The 17,514-nt window shown below is 62.9% G+C and carries 17 protein-coding genes; 5 read left to right on the forward strand and 12 right to left on the reverse strand.

Annotation, left to right across the window (positions count from 1 at the left end):
- Window positions 1–23: 23 nt before the first annotated feature.
- Genes QZ184_RS02695 through QZ184_RS02720 form a run of 6 tightly spaced genes read right to left on the reverse strand, consistent with a single transcriptional unit; the run spans window position 24 to window position 5,628 of the window.
- The gene (locus QZ184_RS02695; RefSeq protein WP_247478474.1) at window positions 24–671 is read right to left on the reverse strand and encodes a PHP domain-containing protein; all 648 of its coding nucleotides are present in this window, start codon (window positions 669–671) and stop codon (window positions 24–26) included.
- Window positions 671–1,261 (reverse strand): protoporphyrinogen oxidase HemJ, encoded by a 591-nt coding sequence (gene hemJ / locus QZ184_RS02700; protein ID WP_247478481.1) that lies wholly within the window; start codon window positions 1,259–1,261, stop codon window positions 671–673. Before hemJ ends, QZ184_RS02695 begins: the two co-directional genes overlap by 1 nt.
- Window positions 1,262–1,287: 26 nt before the next feature.
- On the reverse strand, window positions 1,288–2,811 hold the full coding sequence (locus QZ184_RS02705) for a cryptochrome/photolyase family protein (protein WP_296418039.1): 1,524 nt from the start codon (window positions 2,809–2,811) through the stop codon (window positions 1,288–1,290).
- A complete protein-coding gene (locus tag QZ184_RS02710) occupies window positions 2,808–3,065 on the reverse strand; it encodes a hypothetical protein (protein WP_050778481.1) in 258 nt (85 codons plus the stop codon). The genes QZ184_RS02705 and QZ184_RS02710 overlap by 4 nt, the downstream gene beginning before the upstream one ends.
- A gap of 35 nt (window positions 3,066–3,100) precedes the next feature.
- The gene (uvrC, locus tag QZ184_RS02715) at window positions 3,101–5,149 is read right to left on the reverse strand and encodes an excinuclease ABC subunit UvrC (protein WP_296415065.1); all 2,049 of its coding nucleotides are present in this window, start codon (window positions 5,147–5,149) and stop codon (window positions 3,101–3,103) included.
- Window positions 5,146–5,628, reverse strand: coding sequence for a flavin reductase family protein (locus QZ184_RS02720; RefSeq protein WP_010317037.1), 483 nt, complete (start codon window positions 5,626–5,628; stop codon window positions 5,146–5,148). Before QZ184_RS02720 ends, uvrC begins: the two co-directional genes overlap by 4 nt.
- Before the next feature lie 83 nt (window positions 5,629–5,711).
- On the opposite strand from QZ184_RS02720, the gene coaD reads away from it, so the two are divergent.
- A complete protein-coding gene (gene coaD, locus QZ184_RS02725; RefSeq protein WP_010317039.1) occupies window positions 5,712–6,188 on the forward strand; it encodes a pantetheine-phosphate adenylyltransferase in 477 nt (158 codons plus the stop codon).
- A 20-nt stretch (window positions 6,189–6,208) separates the two neighbouring features.
- Window positions 6,209–7,147 (forward strand): hypothetical protein, encoded by a 939-nt coding sequence (locus QZ184_RS02730; protein ID WP_247478486.1) that lies wholly within the window; start codon window positions 6,209–6,211, stop codon window positions 7,145–7,147.
- Here the strand turns inward: QZ184_RS02730 and QZ184_RS02735 are convergent.
- The 5 genes from QZ184_RS02735 to dapF form a co-directional block, all read right to left on the reverse strand.
- The gene (locus QZ184_RS02735; RefSeq protein WP_296418040.1) at window positions 7,144–8,412 is read right to left on the reverse strand and encodes a D-alanyl-D-alanine carboxypeptidase; all 1,269 of its coding nucleotides are present in this window, start codon (window positions 8,410–8,412) and stop codon (window positions 7,144–7,146) included. The two genes, QZ184_RS02730 and QZ184_RS02735, sit on opposite strands and share 4 nt — an antisense overlap.
- Before the next feature lie 2 nt (window positions 8,413–8,414).
- Window positions 8,415–8,930 carry a DUF4330 domain-containing protein gene (locus QZ184_RS02740; protein ID WP_296415070.1) on the reverse strand — a complete coding sequence of 172 codons (516 nt, stop codon included), beginning with the start codon at window positions 8,928–8,930 and terminating at the stop codon, window positions 8,415–8,417.
- A 62-nt stretch (window positions 8,931–8,992) separates the two neighbouring features.
- Complete coding sequence (locus QZ184_RS02745) at window positions 8,993–9,682, reverse strand: DUF1995 family protein (RefSeq protein WP_029626306.1); 690 nt, start codon at window positions 9,680–9,682, stop codon at window positions 8,993–8,995.
- Window positions 9,683–9,706: 24 nt separating this feature from the next.
- Entirely contained in the window at window positions 9,707–10,894 is a 1,188-nt protein-coding gene (locus tag QZ184_RS02750; protein ID WP_296418042.1) for a cysteine desulfurase family protein, read from the reverse strand.
- Window positions 10,891–12,015 (reverse strand): diaminopimelate epimerase, encoded by a 1,125-nt coding sequence (gene dapF / locus QZ184_RS02755; protein ID WP_296418044.1) that lies wholly within the window; start codon window positions 12,013–12,015, stop codon window positions 10,891–10,893. The genes QZ184_RS02750 and dapF overlap by 4 nt, the downstream gene beginning before the upstream one ends.
- A gap of 44 nt (window positions 12,016–12,059) precedes the next feature.
- On the opposite strand from dapF, the gene QZ184_RS02760 reads away from it, so the two are divergent.
- Together QZ184_RS02760 and leuS are read left to right on the forward strand one after the other, a co-directional pair.
- A complete protein-coding gene (locus QZ184_RS02760; protein WP_010317051.1) occupies window positions 12,060–12,299 on the forward strand; it encodes a hypothetical protein in 240 nt (79 codons plus the stop codon).
- Window positions 12,300–12,341: 42 nt separating this feature from the next.
- Entirely contained in the window at window positions 12,342–14,990 is a 2,649-nt protein-coding gene (gene leuS / locus QZ184_RS02765) for a leucine--tRNA ligase (protein WP_296418047.1), read from the forward strand.
- A gap of 4 nt (window positions 14,991–14,994) precedes the next feature.
- Here leuS and QZ184_RS02770 read toward each other — a convergent pair whose 3' ends face one another.
- Entirely contained in the window at window positions 14,995–16,596 is a 1,602-nt protein-coding gene (locus QZ184_RS02770; protein ID WP_247478500.1) for a glucose-6-phosphate isomerase, read from the reverse strand.
- 397 nt (window positions 16,597–16,993) lie between these two features.
- Between QZ184_RS02770 and QZ184_RS02775 the strand changes: the two genes are divergently transcribed.
- Window positions 16,994–17,514, forward strand: a 521-nt coding sequence (locus QZ184_RS02775; RefSeq protein ID WP_296418049.1) for a helicase DnaB, incomplete at its 3' end; no start/stop codon positions are given.

Consider the following 17,514-nt stretch of genomic DNA (forward strand, 5'->3'; position numbering starts at 1 on the left):
AGGGTTCAGGATCTCCGGAAACCCTAGCGGCCACAAAGCTCGAACCCATGGGTATCGGTACCGCAACTTCGCAGAAGTGCGTGTTTGGTCAGAAGTTCTGAGACCGAGTCGCACACCAACGGCGTCGGACGCCATTGCGGCTGCATGTCGTAGTCGTAGTAGGCCTCGGCCCCATCGAACCCCAGATCTGCGGCCGCGGGGATCAATCGCTGAAACGGCAGTCGATACCGGCCGGGGTGGGCCAGCAACGCCAATCCCCCAGCGGAATGGAGCCGGCGCCTGACCTCGCTGGCCTTCAGCGCTTCCCCGATCGGAGCTTGGCCCTGGCGATAGGGCTCCAGCGCAGGGTGTTCGGGATCAAAACCAAGGCCGAGGACATGAACAAGGCAGCCCTCCAGCAGGCAGCTGATCTCGATGCCACTCCAGAGTTGGGGCGGGCTCATCCCGCTCTCCAGCTGCTGCTCAAACCAGCGCTGGATTGGCAAAAAAGCAGCTGTGCTGTGGTGATCGGTGACCGCCAAATGCTCCAGGCCGATGGAGAGGGCCTGCTGGGCCAAGGCCTCAGGCGCGAGGCTGCCATCGCTGTTTGTGGTGTGGCAGTGGAAATTCAGCCGCGTTGGGCAGCATTCAGCCGTGACGGATTGCAGGACCGGAATCAGGGGATGGCGCACTAGCTAGCTGCGGCGGCTTCCTTCTCGGCCCGGAGGCGGCGCCAGCGGGCATAGAACTGAATGGAGGCGGCCATGAAGACCACCAGGGCCACGATGAACCAGGTGGCGGCTCCGGTTGGGAACTGGTTCTTGAAGACCACCAGCATCACAACGATCACCAACAGCAAGGTCGGCAGCTCATTGAGGGCCCGCAGTTGTTTGGGACTCCAGCCGCAGCTCCCCTGTTGCAGCTGCCCCATCAGGCGATAACAAAAGAAGTGATAGGCCAGCAGGGCCGCGACAAAGGCCAACTTGGCGTGCATCCATCCCTGCTGAAGCCAGGCAGGGTTTGCCACCAACAGGCCAATCGCCATCGAGACAGCCACCACCATTCCCGGTGTGGTGATGATGTTGGCCAGACGCTTTTCCATCAGCCCGTACTGGGCCTGGAACGCATCCTTGAGGGCAGGCTCGAGCTCCTCGGCCTCCCGGTGATAGATGAACAGCCTGACGAGATAAAAGAGTCCGGCGAACCAGACCACCACGCCGACGATGTGGAGGGTCTTGAACCAGAGGTAAGCCTCAGGAGGAAGGGCCGCCAGGGTGATCACAGGCCGGAGCCGAACTGGGCAACAAGTTAGGCGCCACCACTGGCCGCCAGGGCGCGATGGTTGGCCGCGGTGCTGCGGATCGCAGCCAGCTCCTCCTCCGGAAGCTTGCTGAGCTGCTTCATCACCAATCCCATCCTGTGGTTACGCCTGAGTTCAGGTTCATGGCGTGCCAAAAAATCCCAATAGAGGCTGTTGAAGGGGCAGGCCTTGGGACCAGTGCGCTGTTTGACGTCGTAGGAGCAGCCTTTGCAGTAGTTGCTCATGCGCTTGATGTAGTTGCCGCTGGCCGCATAGGGCTTGCTGGCCAGGCGACCGCCATCGGCAAAGACCCCCATGCCGAGCACGTTCGTCAGCATCACCCAATCGAAGCCGTCGATGAACATCCGGTGGAACCAGGCCGTTAAGGCTTGGGGATCCAAGCCGGCCAGCAGGCCGTAATTCGCCAGGAGCATCAGGCGTTGGATGTGGTGGGCGTATCCACTGCTCTCGATTTCCGCAAAAACAGTGTCGAGACAACGCATCCCGCTCCCCCCAAGCTGCTCAAACCACTGCGGCAGGGGCTCTGAAGCCCCGAAATGGTTGACCTCTGCGTACTGCTCTCCAAACCAGCGATAGAGGCCGTGGGTGTACTCCCGCCAGCCCAGGATCTGACGAATCACTCCCTCGAGTCCCGCCAGGGGCACCTGCCGCTCAAGGCCCTCCCGCTCCAGCCGCTGAATGACCTCCAGGGGATGGAGCAGTCCCAGATTCAGGTAAGGGGAGAGCAGTGCATGCCACAGGGTGGGCTCACCGCTGACCATGGCGTCCTGAAAAGGACCAAAGCCTGAGAGGCGGGTCTGAGTGAAGTGATCCAGGACCTGCAGGGCCTGGTCACGATTGACCGCCCAGCGAAAGGGTTGGGTCTCCCCTGGCAAGCCATGGCGCTGCTGCAGCCCCTCAACCTTCTCGATGACGGCCCTGGTCACGGCATCGGGCTCGAACCAGAGTGGGGCTGGACCGCTCAGACCTTTCGTTGGGGGCTTGCGGTTCTCCTGGTCGTAATTCCACTGGCCGCCAAGGGGTGAATCGGCGGTCTCCATCAGAACGCCAAAACGCTTGCGCCCTTCGCGGTAGAAGAGCTCCATGCGCAGTTGCTTGTAGCGCCCTGCCCAAGCCGCAAAGTCTTCCCGGCTCCAGAGGAACGCATTGCTTTGCATCCAGTGGATGGGAATGGGCAATGACAACCGCTCAATGGAGCGGCGAAAACCGCGATCCACCGGCTCCATCAGCCGCAGTTCCTGGATCCCCTGCTCTTGGATCCAGGCCAAGAGTGCGCTGCTGAACGTCTCCGTCTGGATGTAGTCCACAGTCCAGCCCTGGTCGCGGAGGTCGGCGGCGAAGTGGCGCATGGCACTCCACACCAGAACCACTTTTTGAGCGTGATACGCCCGTTGCTCCAGGACCGAACTGCTCTCCAGCAGCAACACCCGGCAGTCCTCAGGCCTGGCACTGGCCAGAGCTGACTGATCAGGGTTGAGCTGATCACCCAACACCCAGATGCCGATACTCATGCAGGCTCCCCAGCCAAGCGGCAGGCCTTGGTGGCCACGGCCTGGGCATAGCCGCGTTCGACCAGTCCCGCCGCCGGCGAAAGCTGACCGTTGCGGCAGTCGATCACGATCCGCTCACGGTGGCCCCGCTGATCGCTGATGCGCATCCTCAGCTGGAAGTGATGTTTGGCGCTGCGGCTGATCTCGTCGGCGCAGATGGGGCCAATGCACAACCCGGGCGCAGCCCAGGCCGCTGCGGGAGCCAGCAACAGCATGGCAATGATCGAAGCCAGGATCCAACGCAAGGGCTTCACCCAGCCAGCTCCAACGGTCGATCATTCTCGAGGTCAACCGCGTCCTCCTGGGGCTGGCCCGCGCCAACCTCATCGCCGCCAGGGTGGAAGTGGTCCCAGATCACCTTGGCGAGACCAGCCCCCATTCCTGGAGCTGCCGCCAGGGCCTCGGGGCTGGCGAGCTGAATCGCGTCGATGGAGCGGAAATGGGCCAGCAACTCCTTGATCCGCTTGGGTCCAAGGCCAGGGATGTCTGAGAGACGGGAGCGCTTCATCCGCTCACCCCGCTGCTGACGGTGGAAGCTGACGGCGAAACGGTGGGCTTCGTCGCGAAGCCGCCGTAGGAGCTGAACGCCGAGCTGCTCCGGTTCGCTCTCCAACGGCTCCTTTACACCGGGAATGAAGACCTCTTCGCGTTGTTTGGCCAGGGAACAGACAACGAGATCCTCATCGAGGTTGAGCTCCCGTAGGGCCTCCATCACCGCAGAGAGCTGTCCCTTGCCGCCGTCGATCATGACCACGTCCGGCCAGTCATTGAGCCCGCCCGTGTGAAGCGCTGAGCCTGCCGATCGCCGCAGTTCCTTGAGATCGGCACCGGCAGCCTTGGCCTGGGCCCAGCGGCGGAAGCGACGCCGCATGATCTCGGCCATGGCCATGAAGTCATCGGAATGACCGGAGCGGATCGAGCTGCTCTGGATCTTGTATTTGCGGTAGTGCTGCTTGGCCGGCAAGCCATCGATAAACACCACCTGCGATGCCACCGCATCGCTGCCCTGGATATGGCTGATGTCATACCCCTCGATCCGGCGGGGAGGGGTGTTCAGCTCCAGCAGCTGCGCCAGATCCTCGGTGGCGAGGAGGTTTTGTTCGCTGGCGCGGCGGGCCCGTTCCAGTTCGTAGTTGGCGTTGCGTTCGACCAACTCGATCAGGTCGGCCTTTTGGGCCCGTTGGGGCACGGACAGACGCACCTTGCGGCCACGAAGCTCCGAAAGCCAATCCTCAAGCAACTGCTGTTGGGGCAAGGGGGCCTGGAGCAGGAGTTCGGGTGGAATCTCAACCCCTTCGACCTGGCTGTAGTGCTCCTCGATCACGGTCTGCAGGATCCGCCCCATGGCAGCGCGACGCGCTTCCGAAGGGGGCAGGTCGCCTCCCGCCCCCTCCTCCGCTGAAGGCATGCCAATGGCATCGGCGGTGAAGCCAAGCCGGCCGACGAGCTTTCCGGCCCGCATTTGAAACAGCTGCACTGCCGCCACCCGCTCGTCGGCAGCCATGGCCAAGACATCGCGTGAGATCGAGCTATCGCCAAGGCTCATCTTCTGATCCGCCGTCAGCGTGTCGATGCCCTGGAGCTGATCGCGCACCCGGGCAGCACTCTCAAAATCCAGGCGCTCGGCGTAGCGCTCCATTTGCTCATGGAGCAGGTCCAGCAGCTCTTCATTGCGTCCCTGGAAGACCATCGCCACCTGCCTCAAGGTGCGGTGGTAGTCCTCGGAGCTGATCTTTTCTTGGCAGACCCCAGGGCAGCGACCGATGTCGTAATTCAGACAGGTCCGATCCCGATGGAGAGGCTGGGGGCGCTGACGCAGGGGAAAGACCCGTTTGACCAAGCCCAGGGTGCGCCGCAACAGGCCAACATCCACATAGGGCCCATAAAAACGATCCAGGGGTGAGCGGAAGCGCCGCCTGCGGGTGATGAAGATGCGCGGGTAGGCCTCGCTCCAGGTGATGCAGAGGTAGGGATATTTCTTGTCGTCCTTCAGCAGCACGTTGAAGTGCGGCTGGTGGTTCTTGATCAGGTTCGCCTCAAGGGCGAGGGCCTCTGCCTCGCTGTCGGTGACGATGAACTCGATCTCACAGACCTGCCTCACCATCAGGGCGATGCGCGGGGAGTGGCCATGGCCACTCCCGCTTTGGAAGTAACTGCGGACCCGGTTGCGCAGCACCTTGGCTTTTCCGATGTAGAGGATTCGGTCCTCCGCATCCCGCATCAAATAACAACCAGGCTCAGTCGGTACCTCCTTGAGGCGAGCCTTGAGCCGAGCTGGGTCCTGCAGCAGAGACTTCAACCGCCGTACTGCCAGCCGGTGCTGCTGAGTTCGAGGGCCGCGCCATCGCGGTGAAGAACGGCACTCTTGACCTCACCGACAAACACGGTGTGATCGCCATGGGCGACCTGGCCGATGAGCTCACACTCGACTCCACCGAGGGCGTCGTTGAGGATCGGCAGGCCCAGTTCGCCGAGGCTGAAGGGAGCCGCGTCAAAACGGCCACCGACGCCCTTCTGGGGTTTGAAGAAGACGGCAGCTAAATCCTTCTGGTCGGCCGCGAGGACGTTCAACGAGAAGCGCTTGGTGCGCTGAATCATCCCGTTACTGGTGCTGTCGGAGCGGACGGCCATGACCACCAGCGGCGGCTCGAACGAGCCCTGGGTCACCCAGCTGGCGGTGAAGCCGTTGACCTCTTCCCCTTCAGCCACACCACAGATGAAGACCCCGTGGGGAATCTTGCGAAGCAAGGTCTTCTTGGCGTCGGCGTTCAGTGCCATGGATCAGGCCCTCAGAGCCCAAACTCTAGGAACAGCAGGGCCTTTGCGGGTCTGAGCGAGCCTTCTCTTTCTAGGATCGACGGATGAAAGTCCTGTACCCCGGCAGCTTCGACCCCCTGACCCTTGGGCATCTGGATGTGATCGAACGGGGTTCCCATCTGTTCGATGGCCTGGTGGTTGCCGTGCTGCGCAACCCGGGTAAAAACCCTTGCTTCAGCGTTGAGCAGCGGATCGAGCAGATCCGTGGAGCGACGGGTCATCTCCAGCGGATCGAAGTGGCGGCATTCGATGGGCTCACGGTTGAATTCGCCGAGCGCTGTGGTGCCGGCGTGATTCTGCGGGGCCTGAGGGCGTTGAGCGACTTCGAATACGAACTGCAGATCGCGCATACCAATAAAAGTCTGGCTCCGAAGCTGGAGACGCTGTTTCTCGCAACGGCAACGGCCCACAGCTTTCTCAGCAGCTCGGTCGTCAAGGAGGTGGCCCGTTTCGGCGGACCGGTTGGTCACATGGTCCCCACAGGAGTGGCAGAAGATCTGGCGAGGCTTTTTAATCAGTAGTCCCTCCACGCACCCCGCTGATGTCTGAGACGCAGCTGACCTCCGTGCTCGACCAGCTGGATCAACTGGAGGAAGTCGTTCTCGACGGCACCCGGGTTCCCTTCAGTGGCGGGCGTTTGGTCAACGAGCAGGACGCCATCGAATTGATGGATGCCGTGCGGGATGCTCTGCCCGGTCAGTTGGTCAAAGCCGACGAACTGGTGGCCAAAAAGGATGAGTTCATCCAGCAGGCCCGCCAAAAGGCGGACGACATCGTTGCCCAGGCCAAGCAGCAGCGGGATCAGCTGATTAATAGCCAGTCGATCCGCAGTGAAGCCGAGCGGCAGGTGGCGGAATTGCGCGACCAGGCCCGCCAGCAGTGCGAGCAGATGATCGCCCAGGCCCGGCAACAGGTCGCCAAGACAGAACAGGAGCATCAAGCCAGGCTGGCTCAGCTGGAGCAACAGTTCAGCCAGCGCCGTCAGCAACTCGAACAGGAAGGGCTGCAACGCCGCCAGCAGCTTGATCAAGAAGCGATCGAGCTCAAGCGACAGCTCAGCGAGCAACACGAGGCAGCACGGAAGCAGAGCCTCACGGAACTTGAGAAGGTTCGTGTTGAGGCCCTTCGTCTGCAGCAGAGCAGCCAGGCTGAAGCCGAGCGGGTGCAGGGCGATGCTCTGCAGTTCCGCCAGCAAACCCAGCAGCAGTGTGAGGCCCTCATCGCCCGCAGCCGCCAGGAAGCCAGCACGATCCAAGAAGGGGCGAACCGCTATGCGGAACAAGTCCTCGGTGAACTCGAGGATCGTCTGCGGGAGATGGGGCAGGTGGTCGTGGCTGGCAAGCGTGAGCTGGTGAAGCTCCAGGGTGTCAATCCAGCCTCACTGGTGCCGAACCCCGTTGCTGGTCAACAGCAGGCCGTGCCGATCAACCGCGCCCGCCGCGCCGCGGATCGCATTCGCAAGGCAGCCGGAAACCGCTAGGGGCAGAGCGCACCGTTGCGGGTCTGACGCAGCAGTTGTCCAATGACCGTATTGGGGGCGCTGGACCCGTTTGAAATCATGCTGATGTAGCGAGGCCCAGCGGGGGTGTTCAGCAATCCGCTGACGGAGCGCACTCCTCGAATCGTTCCGGTTTTGCCGAAAAACTGACCCTGCAACTCGGTGTCGTACCAGTAGTTGCGGAGGGTTCCACGCTCACCGGCAATGGCCATTGAGGCGAAGTAATGGTCGGCCATTGGGTGCTGCGCCATGCGCAACATCAATGCCACCAGCAGGCGGCTGGTGAGGCGGTTGCCGCGGTCGAGACCACTGCCGTCAACCACCTTGATCCCTGCCATCGGTAGACCTTGGGCGGCCAGCCATTGGCTTGTACGCCACTGGCTTGTGACTTGGTCCCAACTTCCAGCGGCCTGGCGCAGCAGGACCTCAGCAGTGAAGTTGTGGCTCTCGGTGTTCGCCAGGCTCAACAGGCCATGCATGCCGATCGAGCGTTCCTCATGGAGCAACACCGCACTGGAGGGGGGACTCCCATTGGGGGTCGGTGCCACGGTGCTGATGCTGGCCTGTCCTCCCTGACGTTTGATCTCTGCCGCCAACAGTTGTTGAAGGCGACTCGGTGGGTCGCTCACGGCCATCGCCTTGGCATTGCTGGTGACAGCCAGACGCGTAATCGGTGCGCCATAGGCCTCGACGCGGTCCTCACCAGGCCAACCTGCCGGCCACCAGCGCTGGGGGGGCTCCTCCTGAAGTTGGATACGGACCGCAGAGGGAGTGGGTGAGCTGCTGCCGCCTTGTCCCAGCGCCAACTTGGCGAAGCGCTGGAGCTGGGGGGTGTTGAAGTCTGGATCCCCCTCACCGGTCAACAGGAGGCTTCCATCGGCCCTACGCCAGAGCCGGGTCGTGAGGCTGTAGTCGGGACCGAGACGGTCCAAGGCCATGGCCGTCGCGACCATCTTTTGGTTGGAGGCTGGGATACGGGGCGTTAAACCGTTGAGATCCGCCAGGAGCCGGCCGGAGCCATCGCCAACGCTCACGCTCCAGACGCTGGCTTCGGCACCAAGCACCTGCCGCAGGCGTGTCTGCAACGCTGGACAGCTGACCTGGGTCTGCAGTTGCGGAAATCCCAGTGGAGGCGGTGGAGCAGGCAGGGAGATCGCCCGACTGTCAGGGGCGGCCGCCTGGAGGCCAAGCGAGGGGAACAGCGCTAGGCCAAGGCCAATCAGAACCCCTGCTCGCCGCCCCGCCATGGTCAGGAGGCCCCGAGTTGGAGCCCAGAGACGGAGCCATTGAGCCTGAATTCCCGTCCCTCCAACTCAATGGGAGCACCAATCTTGAGCGTCTGGTTTCCGAACACCACTCCACCGGCTCCCTTGCGGCCCTCCCCTTTGAGCACAAAGCGGGCATCCAGGTTGCCCAATTGCTGTTGGTTGGGATCGGGAGCGGTGACGACCTTCCCATCGGCCAGAACGGCGGCCAGTTGACGCTGCAGAGGAATGACGTCATCCACCGCCACCGAGCCGTGGGGCTGGTTGCGGATCACGATCGAGACCTTGCCTTGCTCCTTTGCAGCGGCGATGAGCGCAGGCGGATTGGCCACCGGGACGTTACGGACATCGACGAACACCGTCACTGGCTGCAAACCGCCGGTGGCTCGGGCGACTGCGCCACTGAGCTTGGGGCTCCACACCACACCGCCAATGGCCAAAACCACAGCCGCCGCAGCCCCCGCATCCACCAGCGAGAAACGACGCGACAACGAAGGCATGGTGGGGAGGCAGAGTTCGAACTGTACGGAGACTGGGCCGCCGAAACAAGCATTCGTGGGAGCTAGTTCTGGAGCCCCTCGATCAGGCGATCAACGGCCTTGAGTCCTCGAGCGACCCCGCCGCCTTCACCCTCAAGGGCGTCGGCCATCTGCTCAGCATCTGGCTTGAGCTCGAAGTCCTTGACGAAGCGATAGCCGTCGGGGTCTCGCCGGTAGAGCTGCCAGTCCAGGGGATAGGCACGTCTGAGTGCGCCCTCCCCGGTGGGGATGAGGGCATAGGCGGACTGCCAGGTGGCGAGGAAGCCCTTGCGACGCTCGCGCGCCACAGTCCCAATCCCCACCGCGGCATCCTCCAGTTTTCCGTTCAGCAGAACAACACTGCCGCGGTGCTGAGCGCAGACGGCTTCAACGTCCTCGTAGTCCGCCGGGGTCGGGGCTACCAGGACCAGAAGCCCATCGCTACCGCCGTCGGCCTGCTGGAGTCGCTTGATTCCGCTGAGTTCGGTGATGCTGCCCGCCTGCTCCGCTGCGTCCCGCTTGGCCAGGGCCGCTGCACCGGCGTCAGGGAAGACCAAACGGGCCTCAGCATGGGCAGGCAACAGCGCTGCCAACAGGCGCAGCGAGACCGGCAGGATGCGCAGTCCTTCAAACCGAAATTCTGCGGTCCAGAAGCCTTTGGCTTGGCTGGCAAGGGCAGCGGCAATCGCTTCAACAGCTTCAGCTTCAGCGCGTCGCAGATCAGCGGGGAGCATCCGGGCCATGTCGTTCGGCCGACCCTAATCAGCCATCACTGCGGCGATGGCCTCCCGCAAAGCGATCGGGACAGGCGCAAGGTCAGCGTCGCGATGCCAGGACCCCAAACTGAGGCGCAGGCCGCTGGAGCTGCGCTCTGGTGCGATTCCCATGGCTTCGAGGATCGGACTGCCGGCCGCCTTGGAGCTGCTGCAGGCCGAGCCGCTGCTGATCCCGTAGCCCAGACGTGACATGGCCCGAACGACGGAGCGTCCGGAGAGGGGCACGCCCTGCGGCGACGCGACCAACAAGCTGATGTGATTCGCCAGGCGCTGTTCAGGATCCTGACGGGGATCAGGACCGGTCAGCTCCACTCCGGGCAGCTGGAGCAAACCCGTCAGCAGTGCGTCACGCCTTTCAATCAGCGGATCTTCCGTCCCTTGAAAGCGCTGGATGTTGAGCAACTCCAGAGCCTTGGCAAAGCCCGCAATCAAGGGCACCGGTTCGGTCCCAGCACGGATCCCCCGCTCCTGGCCGCCTCCGGCCTGGATTGGGCGGACTGGCACCTGATCCCGAATCAAGAGGGCGCCAACACCCCGGGGTCCACTGAGCTTGTGACTGGCGACGCTGAGTAAATCAATGGGCAGCGCATCGAAATCAATCGGCCGTTGCGCAGCCACCTGCACAGCATCCACATGCAGCAGCACGCCTGCTTGACGGCAGAGCCGACCGATCAGGTCCATGGGCTGGAGGGTGCCGACCTCGCTCTGCCCCCAGATCAACGACACCAAACGGGTCGGTGGCGCGAGCCGGGACTCCAGGACCGCAAGATCAATCAAGCCCTGGCGATCCACCGGGATGCGCTCGAGCTGCCAACCCTTCCGTTGCAGCTGCAGCGCCGCCGCTTCGGTGGCGGGGTGCTCAACCGCAGAGAGCAAGAGCCGAGGTGCTGACCCTTGCCCGTCCCAGAGCTCAGCAGCCGAACCGAGCAGGGCGAGATGAATTGATTCGGAACCGCCGGAGGTAAAGATCAGGTCCCCACTGCAGCCCAGCTGAGCAGCGATCTGTTGGCGGCTGCGCTCGAGCTGTTCGGCGGCGGCCAGGCCGAAGGCATGCAGGCTGGATGGATTCGCCCAGGCCTCGCGATCCACCCGTTGGATCTCCGCCTGAACCTCTGGCGCCAACGGGGTGGTCGCGGCGCAATCGAGGTATTGGCGAAGATCCGAACTCATGGTTCGCGCTCGAAGCGGGCGCGGGTCCGAGACTCCAGGGAATTGGTGGCCAGGGTCACCAGATCATCCAGGGAGGTGCTGTTGAGCAGTGCCGCGACCTTGGCTCGGGCGGCTTCGCTGGGGCAATTGTCCGGGCGGATACAGCCGTTAGCGCAGACCGTCGCGCAGTCGATCTGATCGCCTGAATCGGCGGGGGGTTGGGACTGCTCCACGGCAGGGGGCACCATCTCCGTCTCTGCGGCCTGCCCACGCGCCGCGGCTACGGCCTCGGCATCCGGGATGGAACCGTCGAACACATGCTCCGCCGGGCCGTCCATGAAGACCTTGCCGTTCATGGCGTCCCAGTGAATCTGCAGGGGGCCGCCCGGGAGGTCGATACGGGCTGTGCGCTCGGAGAGCCCCAGGCGATGGCAGGCCACCAGGGTGGCGCAGGCTCCGGTGCCGCAAGCGAGGGTTGGGCCTGCCCCGCGTTCCCAGACCCGCATCACCAGATGGGAGGGCGAGAGCACCTCGACGAAATGGACATTGGTTTTCGCCGGGAACGCGGGGTGGATCTCCAGCTGACTGCCAAAACGCTCCAAGTCGATTTCATCGACGGAATCCACAGGCACCACCACGTGGGGGTTGCCCATTCCGGCAGCGGCCACGGCAAACCGCTCGCCATCAATCTCCAGTTCGCCGCTGGGAAGCCCCGCCTCGCCGACCTCCAGGGTCGTTGGGATCTCGCTTGGCGTCAGGAAGGGCGCGCCCATGTCGACGCGAATCGTGCCGTCGGGGAGAAGCTCCGGAACGATCCGGCCCGCCAGGGTGTCGACCTGCCAGGTGCGGCCGGGGCCGTCCCCATCGCAATCGGCCAGGAATCGGGCCAGGCAGCGGATGCCGTTGCCGCACATCTCGGGTTCGGTGCCATCGGCGTTGAAGATGCGCATCCGCAACTCCCCTCCGCCGTTGGGTGGCAGGGCCAGGATCACGCCATCGCCTCCCACCCCAAAGCGGCGATCGCAGAGCTGAACCACCAGCTCCGGGGTCAAGCCAAAGAGGAAGTCCGTATCGCCCGATTGACGCCCATCGAGCATCAAAAAGTCGTTACCGAGACCTTGGTACTTGCTGAATTGGAACACGCGCGACAGCCTGTGAATGGAGGCCCACCAGTGCGCTCGATCCTATGGGGAGCAGTCGGGAATGGCGGCCAGGAGACCTCGACACCTCCCAGCCAGGAGTACGCCAAATCCAGGCCTGGATCCGCGAGCAGCTGCCCCTGTCGGTCCAGCTCCTCAACGGCAGCAGCGTCACCGGCAGACCGCTCTGGGTTGACGCTTGTTTTCTCGCACTGGAATCGGAGCCCGGCACCCCCAGCTTGCTGATCAATCGCGATGCCATCGCGATGCTGCGGCCCCTCGCCTAACAGCAGCTATGGGAGCATCACTGCTCCACTCCCGATCCGCCCGTGAGCGAGTCCAGCCGCTACCAACCCCAGGCCACTGAGGCCGGCTGGCAACGGGCCTGGAAGGCAAACGGTCTGCACAGCACCCCTGAGATCAAGGCCGGCGACGAGGCCTTTTATGCCCTCTCGATGTTCCCCTACCCCTCAGGGAACCTGCACATGGGGCATGTCCGGAACTATGTGATCACCGATGTGGTCGCCAGGGTTCAGCGCTTGCGCGGCAAGAAAGTGCTGCATCCGATGGGCTGGGATGCCTTTGGTCTGCCCGCTGAGAACGCCGCCATTGAGCGGGGCGTGGATCCCGGTGCTTGGACGGACCAAAACATTGCCTCAATGCGCGATCAACTCGATCAGCTGGGGCTGTCGATTGATTGGGATCGGGAGCTGGCCACGTGTCACACCGATTACTACCGCTGGACCCAGTGGCTCTTCCTGCAGTTCCTCGATGGTGGGCTGGCCTACCAAAAGGACGCCACCGTTAATTGGGATCCGATCGACCAGACCGTGCTTGCCAATGAGCAGGTCGACAGCGAAGGGCGGTCCTGGCGCTCCGGTGCTCTCGTTGAGAAGCGCAAGCTGCGGCAGTGGTTCCTGAAGATCACCGATTACGCCCAGCAGCTGCTGGATGACCTGCCCAAGCTGGAGGGTTGGCCGGAGCGGGTGCGCACGATGCAGGCCAATTGGATCGGCCGCAGCACCGGAGCTGAGCTCCAGTTCAGTGTGGTCGACGCCAACGGCCAGGTCAGTGGCGAGCAGGTCACGGTGTTCACCACCAGACCCGACACCCTCTTTGGCGCCAGCTACGTCGTTCTAGCTCCAGAGCATCCGCTCGTCCCCGCCCTGACGACGACAGCCCACCAGACCGAAGTCGAAGCGTTCTGTGACCTGGTGTCCCGCCAGAGCGAACAGGAACGGACGGCGGAGGACAAACCCAAGCGTGGTGTGTCCATTGGTGCCCAGGTGCGAAACCCCGCCAATGGAGAACTGATCCCGGTTTGGATTGCTGACTACGTCCTGGCGGAGTACGGCACGGGGGCCGTCATGGGAGTGCCCGCCCATGACCAACGGGATTTTCTGTTTGCCCGCCAGTACGAACTCCCGGTCAAGCAGGTGATCATTCCCGAGGGCAGTGACGAACATGCCTTTGAGGGTGGAGCCTGGACCGAATCAGGGGTCTTGATCCATTCCCAGGGCTTCGATGGGATGACCAACAAGGCGGCCAAACGGGCGATCACCGAAGCAGGGGAGAAGGAGGGTTGGGCCCGTGAGAAAGTCCAATTCCGCCTGAGGGATTGGCTGATTTCCAGGCAGCGTTACTGGGGCTGCCCGATTCCGGTGATCCACTGCGAGAGCTGCGGTGTTGTTCCGGTGCCGAATGAGCAGCTGCCGGTTGAACTGCCAAGGGATGTCGCCTTCAGCGGCAAGGGGGGCTCCCCCCTGGCCCAACTTGAAAGCTGGGTCAATGTCGACTGCCCCTGCTGCGGCAAACCAGCTCGCCGCGAGACCGACACCATGGACACCTTCATGTGTTCCAGCTGGTATTTCCTGCGCTACAGCGACGCCAAGAACACTCAGCTGCCGTTTGCGAAAGACGCCGTTGACCAGTGGTTGCCAGTTGATCAGTACGTCGGCGGTATCGAGCACGCCATCCTTCACCTTCTCTACTCGCGCTTCTTCACGAAGGTGTTGAGGGACCGAGGCCTCCTTGGTTTCGATGAGCCCTTTCAACGGCTACTCACCCAGGGAATGGTTCAAGGGATCACCTACAAGAACCCCAAAACAGGCAAGTACATCCCACCCGCTGAGGTGGCCGATGCCACGGATCCCCGTGATCCGTTAACGGGCGATCCCTTGGAGACCTTCTTCGAGAAGATGTCCAAGTCCAAGTACAACGGCGTCGACCCAGCGCTTGTCATCGACAAGTACGGCGCTGACACCGCGCGGATGTTCATCCTCTTCAAGGCTCCGCCGGAAAAGGACCTGGAGTGGGATGACGCGGACGTGGAAGGGCAGTTCCGCTTCCTGCAGCGCATCTGGCGTCTTGCCGATGCAGCTCTTGAGCGCGGCCTGAGTCTGGCCGGCGGCGCTGGTTCCCCGGAGTCGGTCGCTGAGCGTCTGGGCTCAGGCGAGGCACTCTCGGAGGCAGAACAAGAGCTGCGCCGTGCGGTTCACACGGCCATCCAAGAGATCACTGACGATCTCGATGGAGACGTTCAGTTCAATACGGCGGTTTCTGAGTTGATGAAACTCAGCAATGCCATGGGGACACATTTGGCTGCGAGCTCGGATGTGCTGGCCTGCGAAGCCCTGCGCACGCTCTTGGTCCTGCTGGCACCATTTGCGCCCCACCTGGCCGAGGAACTCTGGTTGAAGCTCGGAGGCCGTTCTGAGGATGAGGCCCTTGAGAACAGCAGCATCCACACGCAGCAGTGGCCCCAATGCGACGCGTCCGCCCTGGTGCGCGCCACCGTCCCCCTGGTGATTCAGATCAAGGGCAAGGTGCGCGGCAACCTTGAGGTGCCAGCCGACGCCGACAAAGCAACGCTCGAGCGCTTGGCGCTTGAGAGCGAGATCGCAGAGAAATGGCTGGAGGGCAAAGCCCCCAGCCGCGTCATCGTTGTCCCTGGACGGCTCGTCAACCTGGTCCCCTAGGGACCTAGTCGTGAATGAACACGAGGGACTCGGGCTGCCCCCAGTCCCCTTTGGCTGAGATGTGGCGACGGTTTGCGCAGAGGTGCCGCAGGATCCAGTAGAGGGGCTCGGCAGTCTCCAGGGCCAACTTGCCTTGGAGTTCGGCCAGGGTGTGTTCCCGCTGGTCAGCCATCACCATCTCCAACCTGGACTGCAGATCCAGAAGTGCTGCCGCGGCTTTCTTGCCGGCCTCAACGCCAGGTTGGTGGTAGGCGTTGACGTTGACCAACTCGCCGTAGAAGCCCACGGCGCGCTCGAACAGTGCAATCAGGGCACCCAGGCTGTGGGCGTTCAGACGCTGCATCGTGATGCTGAGGTTGAAGCGTCCTTCTTCAGTCAAGGCTGAACGGGTGCCCTGGAGGAAGCCGTCCAAGAAGTCGCCAGGATTCTCACCCTCCAGCGGCGGAATATCGCCTGGGTCCTCGAGCACCTCGACAAAGGTCACGAAGAAGTTGTCGACACCGTCGCGCAGTTGCTGCACGTAGGCGTGTTGGTCGGTCGAGCCTTTGTTGCCGTAGACCGCAATGCCCTGGTGGACGACCTGACCGTTGCGGTCCAACTTCTTACCCAGGCTCTCCATCACCAGTTGCTGGAGGTAGCGGCTGAAGACCTCCAGACGGTCGCGGTAGGGAAGCACAACCATGTCTCGCTGGCCCTTGCCGCCACAGGCGGAATACCAGGCAGCGGCCAACAGTGCAGCCGGGTTCTGATCAAAATCGGCCACCCGAGTGACCGCATCCATCTCAGCCGCACCCGCCAGGAACTCCCGGATGTCGGAGCCAATCAGAACGCCTGGGAGCAAACCCACAGCACTGGTAATGCTGGTTCGGCCGCCGACCCAATCGAACATGTCGAAGCGCGCCAACCAACCCGAGTCCTTCGCTTCACGATCGAGCTTGCTGTCGACCATCGTGACGGCGACGGCCTGTTGGGACCAACTTCCGCCGGCTGCCTCAACGGCACGACGCGCTTGAAGCATGCCGATATGGGGCTCGGGGGTTCCCCCGGACTTGCTGACCACAATCACCAGGGTGGTCTTCAGCCGCTCACCAATGGACGCCAAGGTCCGGCGCATTCCATCGGGATCGACATTGTCGAAGAAATGGAAGGGAAGGCCAGCTCCTGGATCCTGAAGGGCCCGAATCATCAAGAGGGGGCCAAGGCCAGAGCCGCCGATGCCGATCCAAAGCACGTCGGTGAAGCGCTGCCCAGAGCCATTGCCGATGGCTCCAGAGAGAACGTCGCGACCGAAGGACTCAATGCGATCGACTTCAGCCTGGATGTGAGCTCCACTGGCTGGATCGGGGGCGAGCTGAGGGTTGCGTAGCCAGTAGTGACCAACCTGGCGTTGCTCATCGGCGTTGGCGATGGAGCCGGACTCCAGGGCCGCCATGGCCTGGAAGGCCTGATCAAAACGAGGCTTTAAGGCAGAGAGGGTGGCCGAATCCAGGCCCATGCGGCTGACATCGAGCCAGAAGCCGAGCTTCTCGTTGTGCCAAAGCTGACTGCAGAACCTCTGCCACTGGCTCGCGGGGTCCAGAGCGGGGGCAGAGGGGCGGGAAGACATCAGGCCAGATCAAGCGGTCCGCCCTTTGAACCTATCGGTGAAATCCAATCAGGGATACCCTTTTTGGCGTTTCCTGAGGATTGAGCCGGGACCAGGTTGCGACTGTGTGGACCTGCGCATGAGTGCGGCCTCAGGCGAAAGGTCGACCTAGGCTCAAGAAAAGCCTTTTGATTGGGTTCTGACTCTCAATCTGCGCTACGGAAAGCGGCTTCGGCCCCATCGCACCAGGCGCAACCTCTGGGCCTGGCTTGGGGCGGCCACAACGGCGCTAGCCAGCCTGGCGACCTACCCGCTTGTCCAGACCGCTCTGCGCCCCAGCAACGGCGTCAGTGTCGATCGCATCGATAGCAGCAGCCATTCAGACCCAACCAAATTCAGCGCAGAAGAGCTGAAGGAGTTGCAGCGCCGCTTTGGCGTGCATGGACCCCAACCTCGGCTCGCGCGTCTATTCACCCAAGGGGTGGACCAGTTCACCCCCCTTCGGGACCACACGGTGAATCGGTTGCAATCGCTTCAGCCGGTGATCCAACAGCAAAGCCGCCGCACGGGCCTGAACCCGATGCTGTTGGCCGCGATTTTGTTTGACGAGATGCAGCACGCCAAGCCCGGTGAGGATCACCCCTTGGCAGCCCATTCCGGGCTATTCAGCACCCATGGCCCAGCCCAGCTGGGCCTCAGTGAGATGGAGAAACAGGGATTGCTTAGCCCCAATGCCAGTCCCGAGGAGATTCAAGCCGCCCGCAATCAACTGCTCGACCCGGAGCGCAACGTCGAACTTCTGGCGGGGAAAATGATGCGTCTGCTGAAGCTCCTCGACCGGCAGGCCAGTGAGACCAGCAACGTCAGTCGCTCCCACCGTCATGCCAAGACTGTGGCAACCCTCGCCTATCTCCACAACGGCAAACTCGACTACCCAGC

Source organism: Vulcanococcus sp. DEBay_Sum22DG08_74, assembly GCF_017852955.1.
Taxonomy (GTDB): Bacteria; Cyanobacteriota; Cyanobacteriia; order PCC-6307; family Cyanobiaceae; genus Vulcanococcus.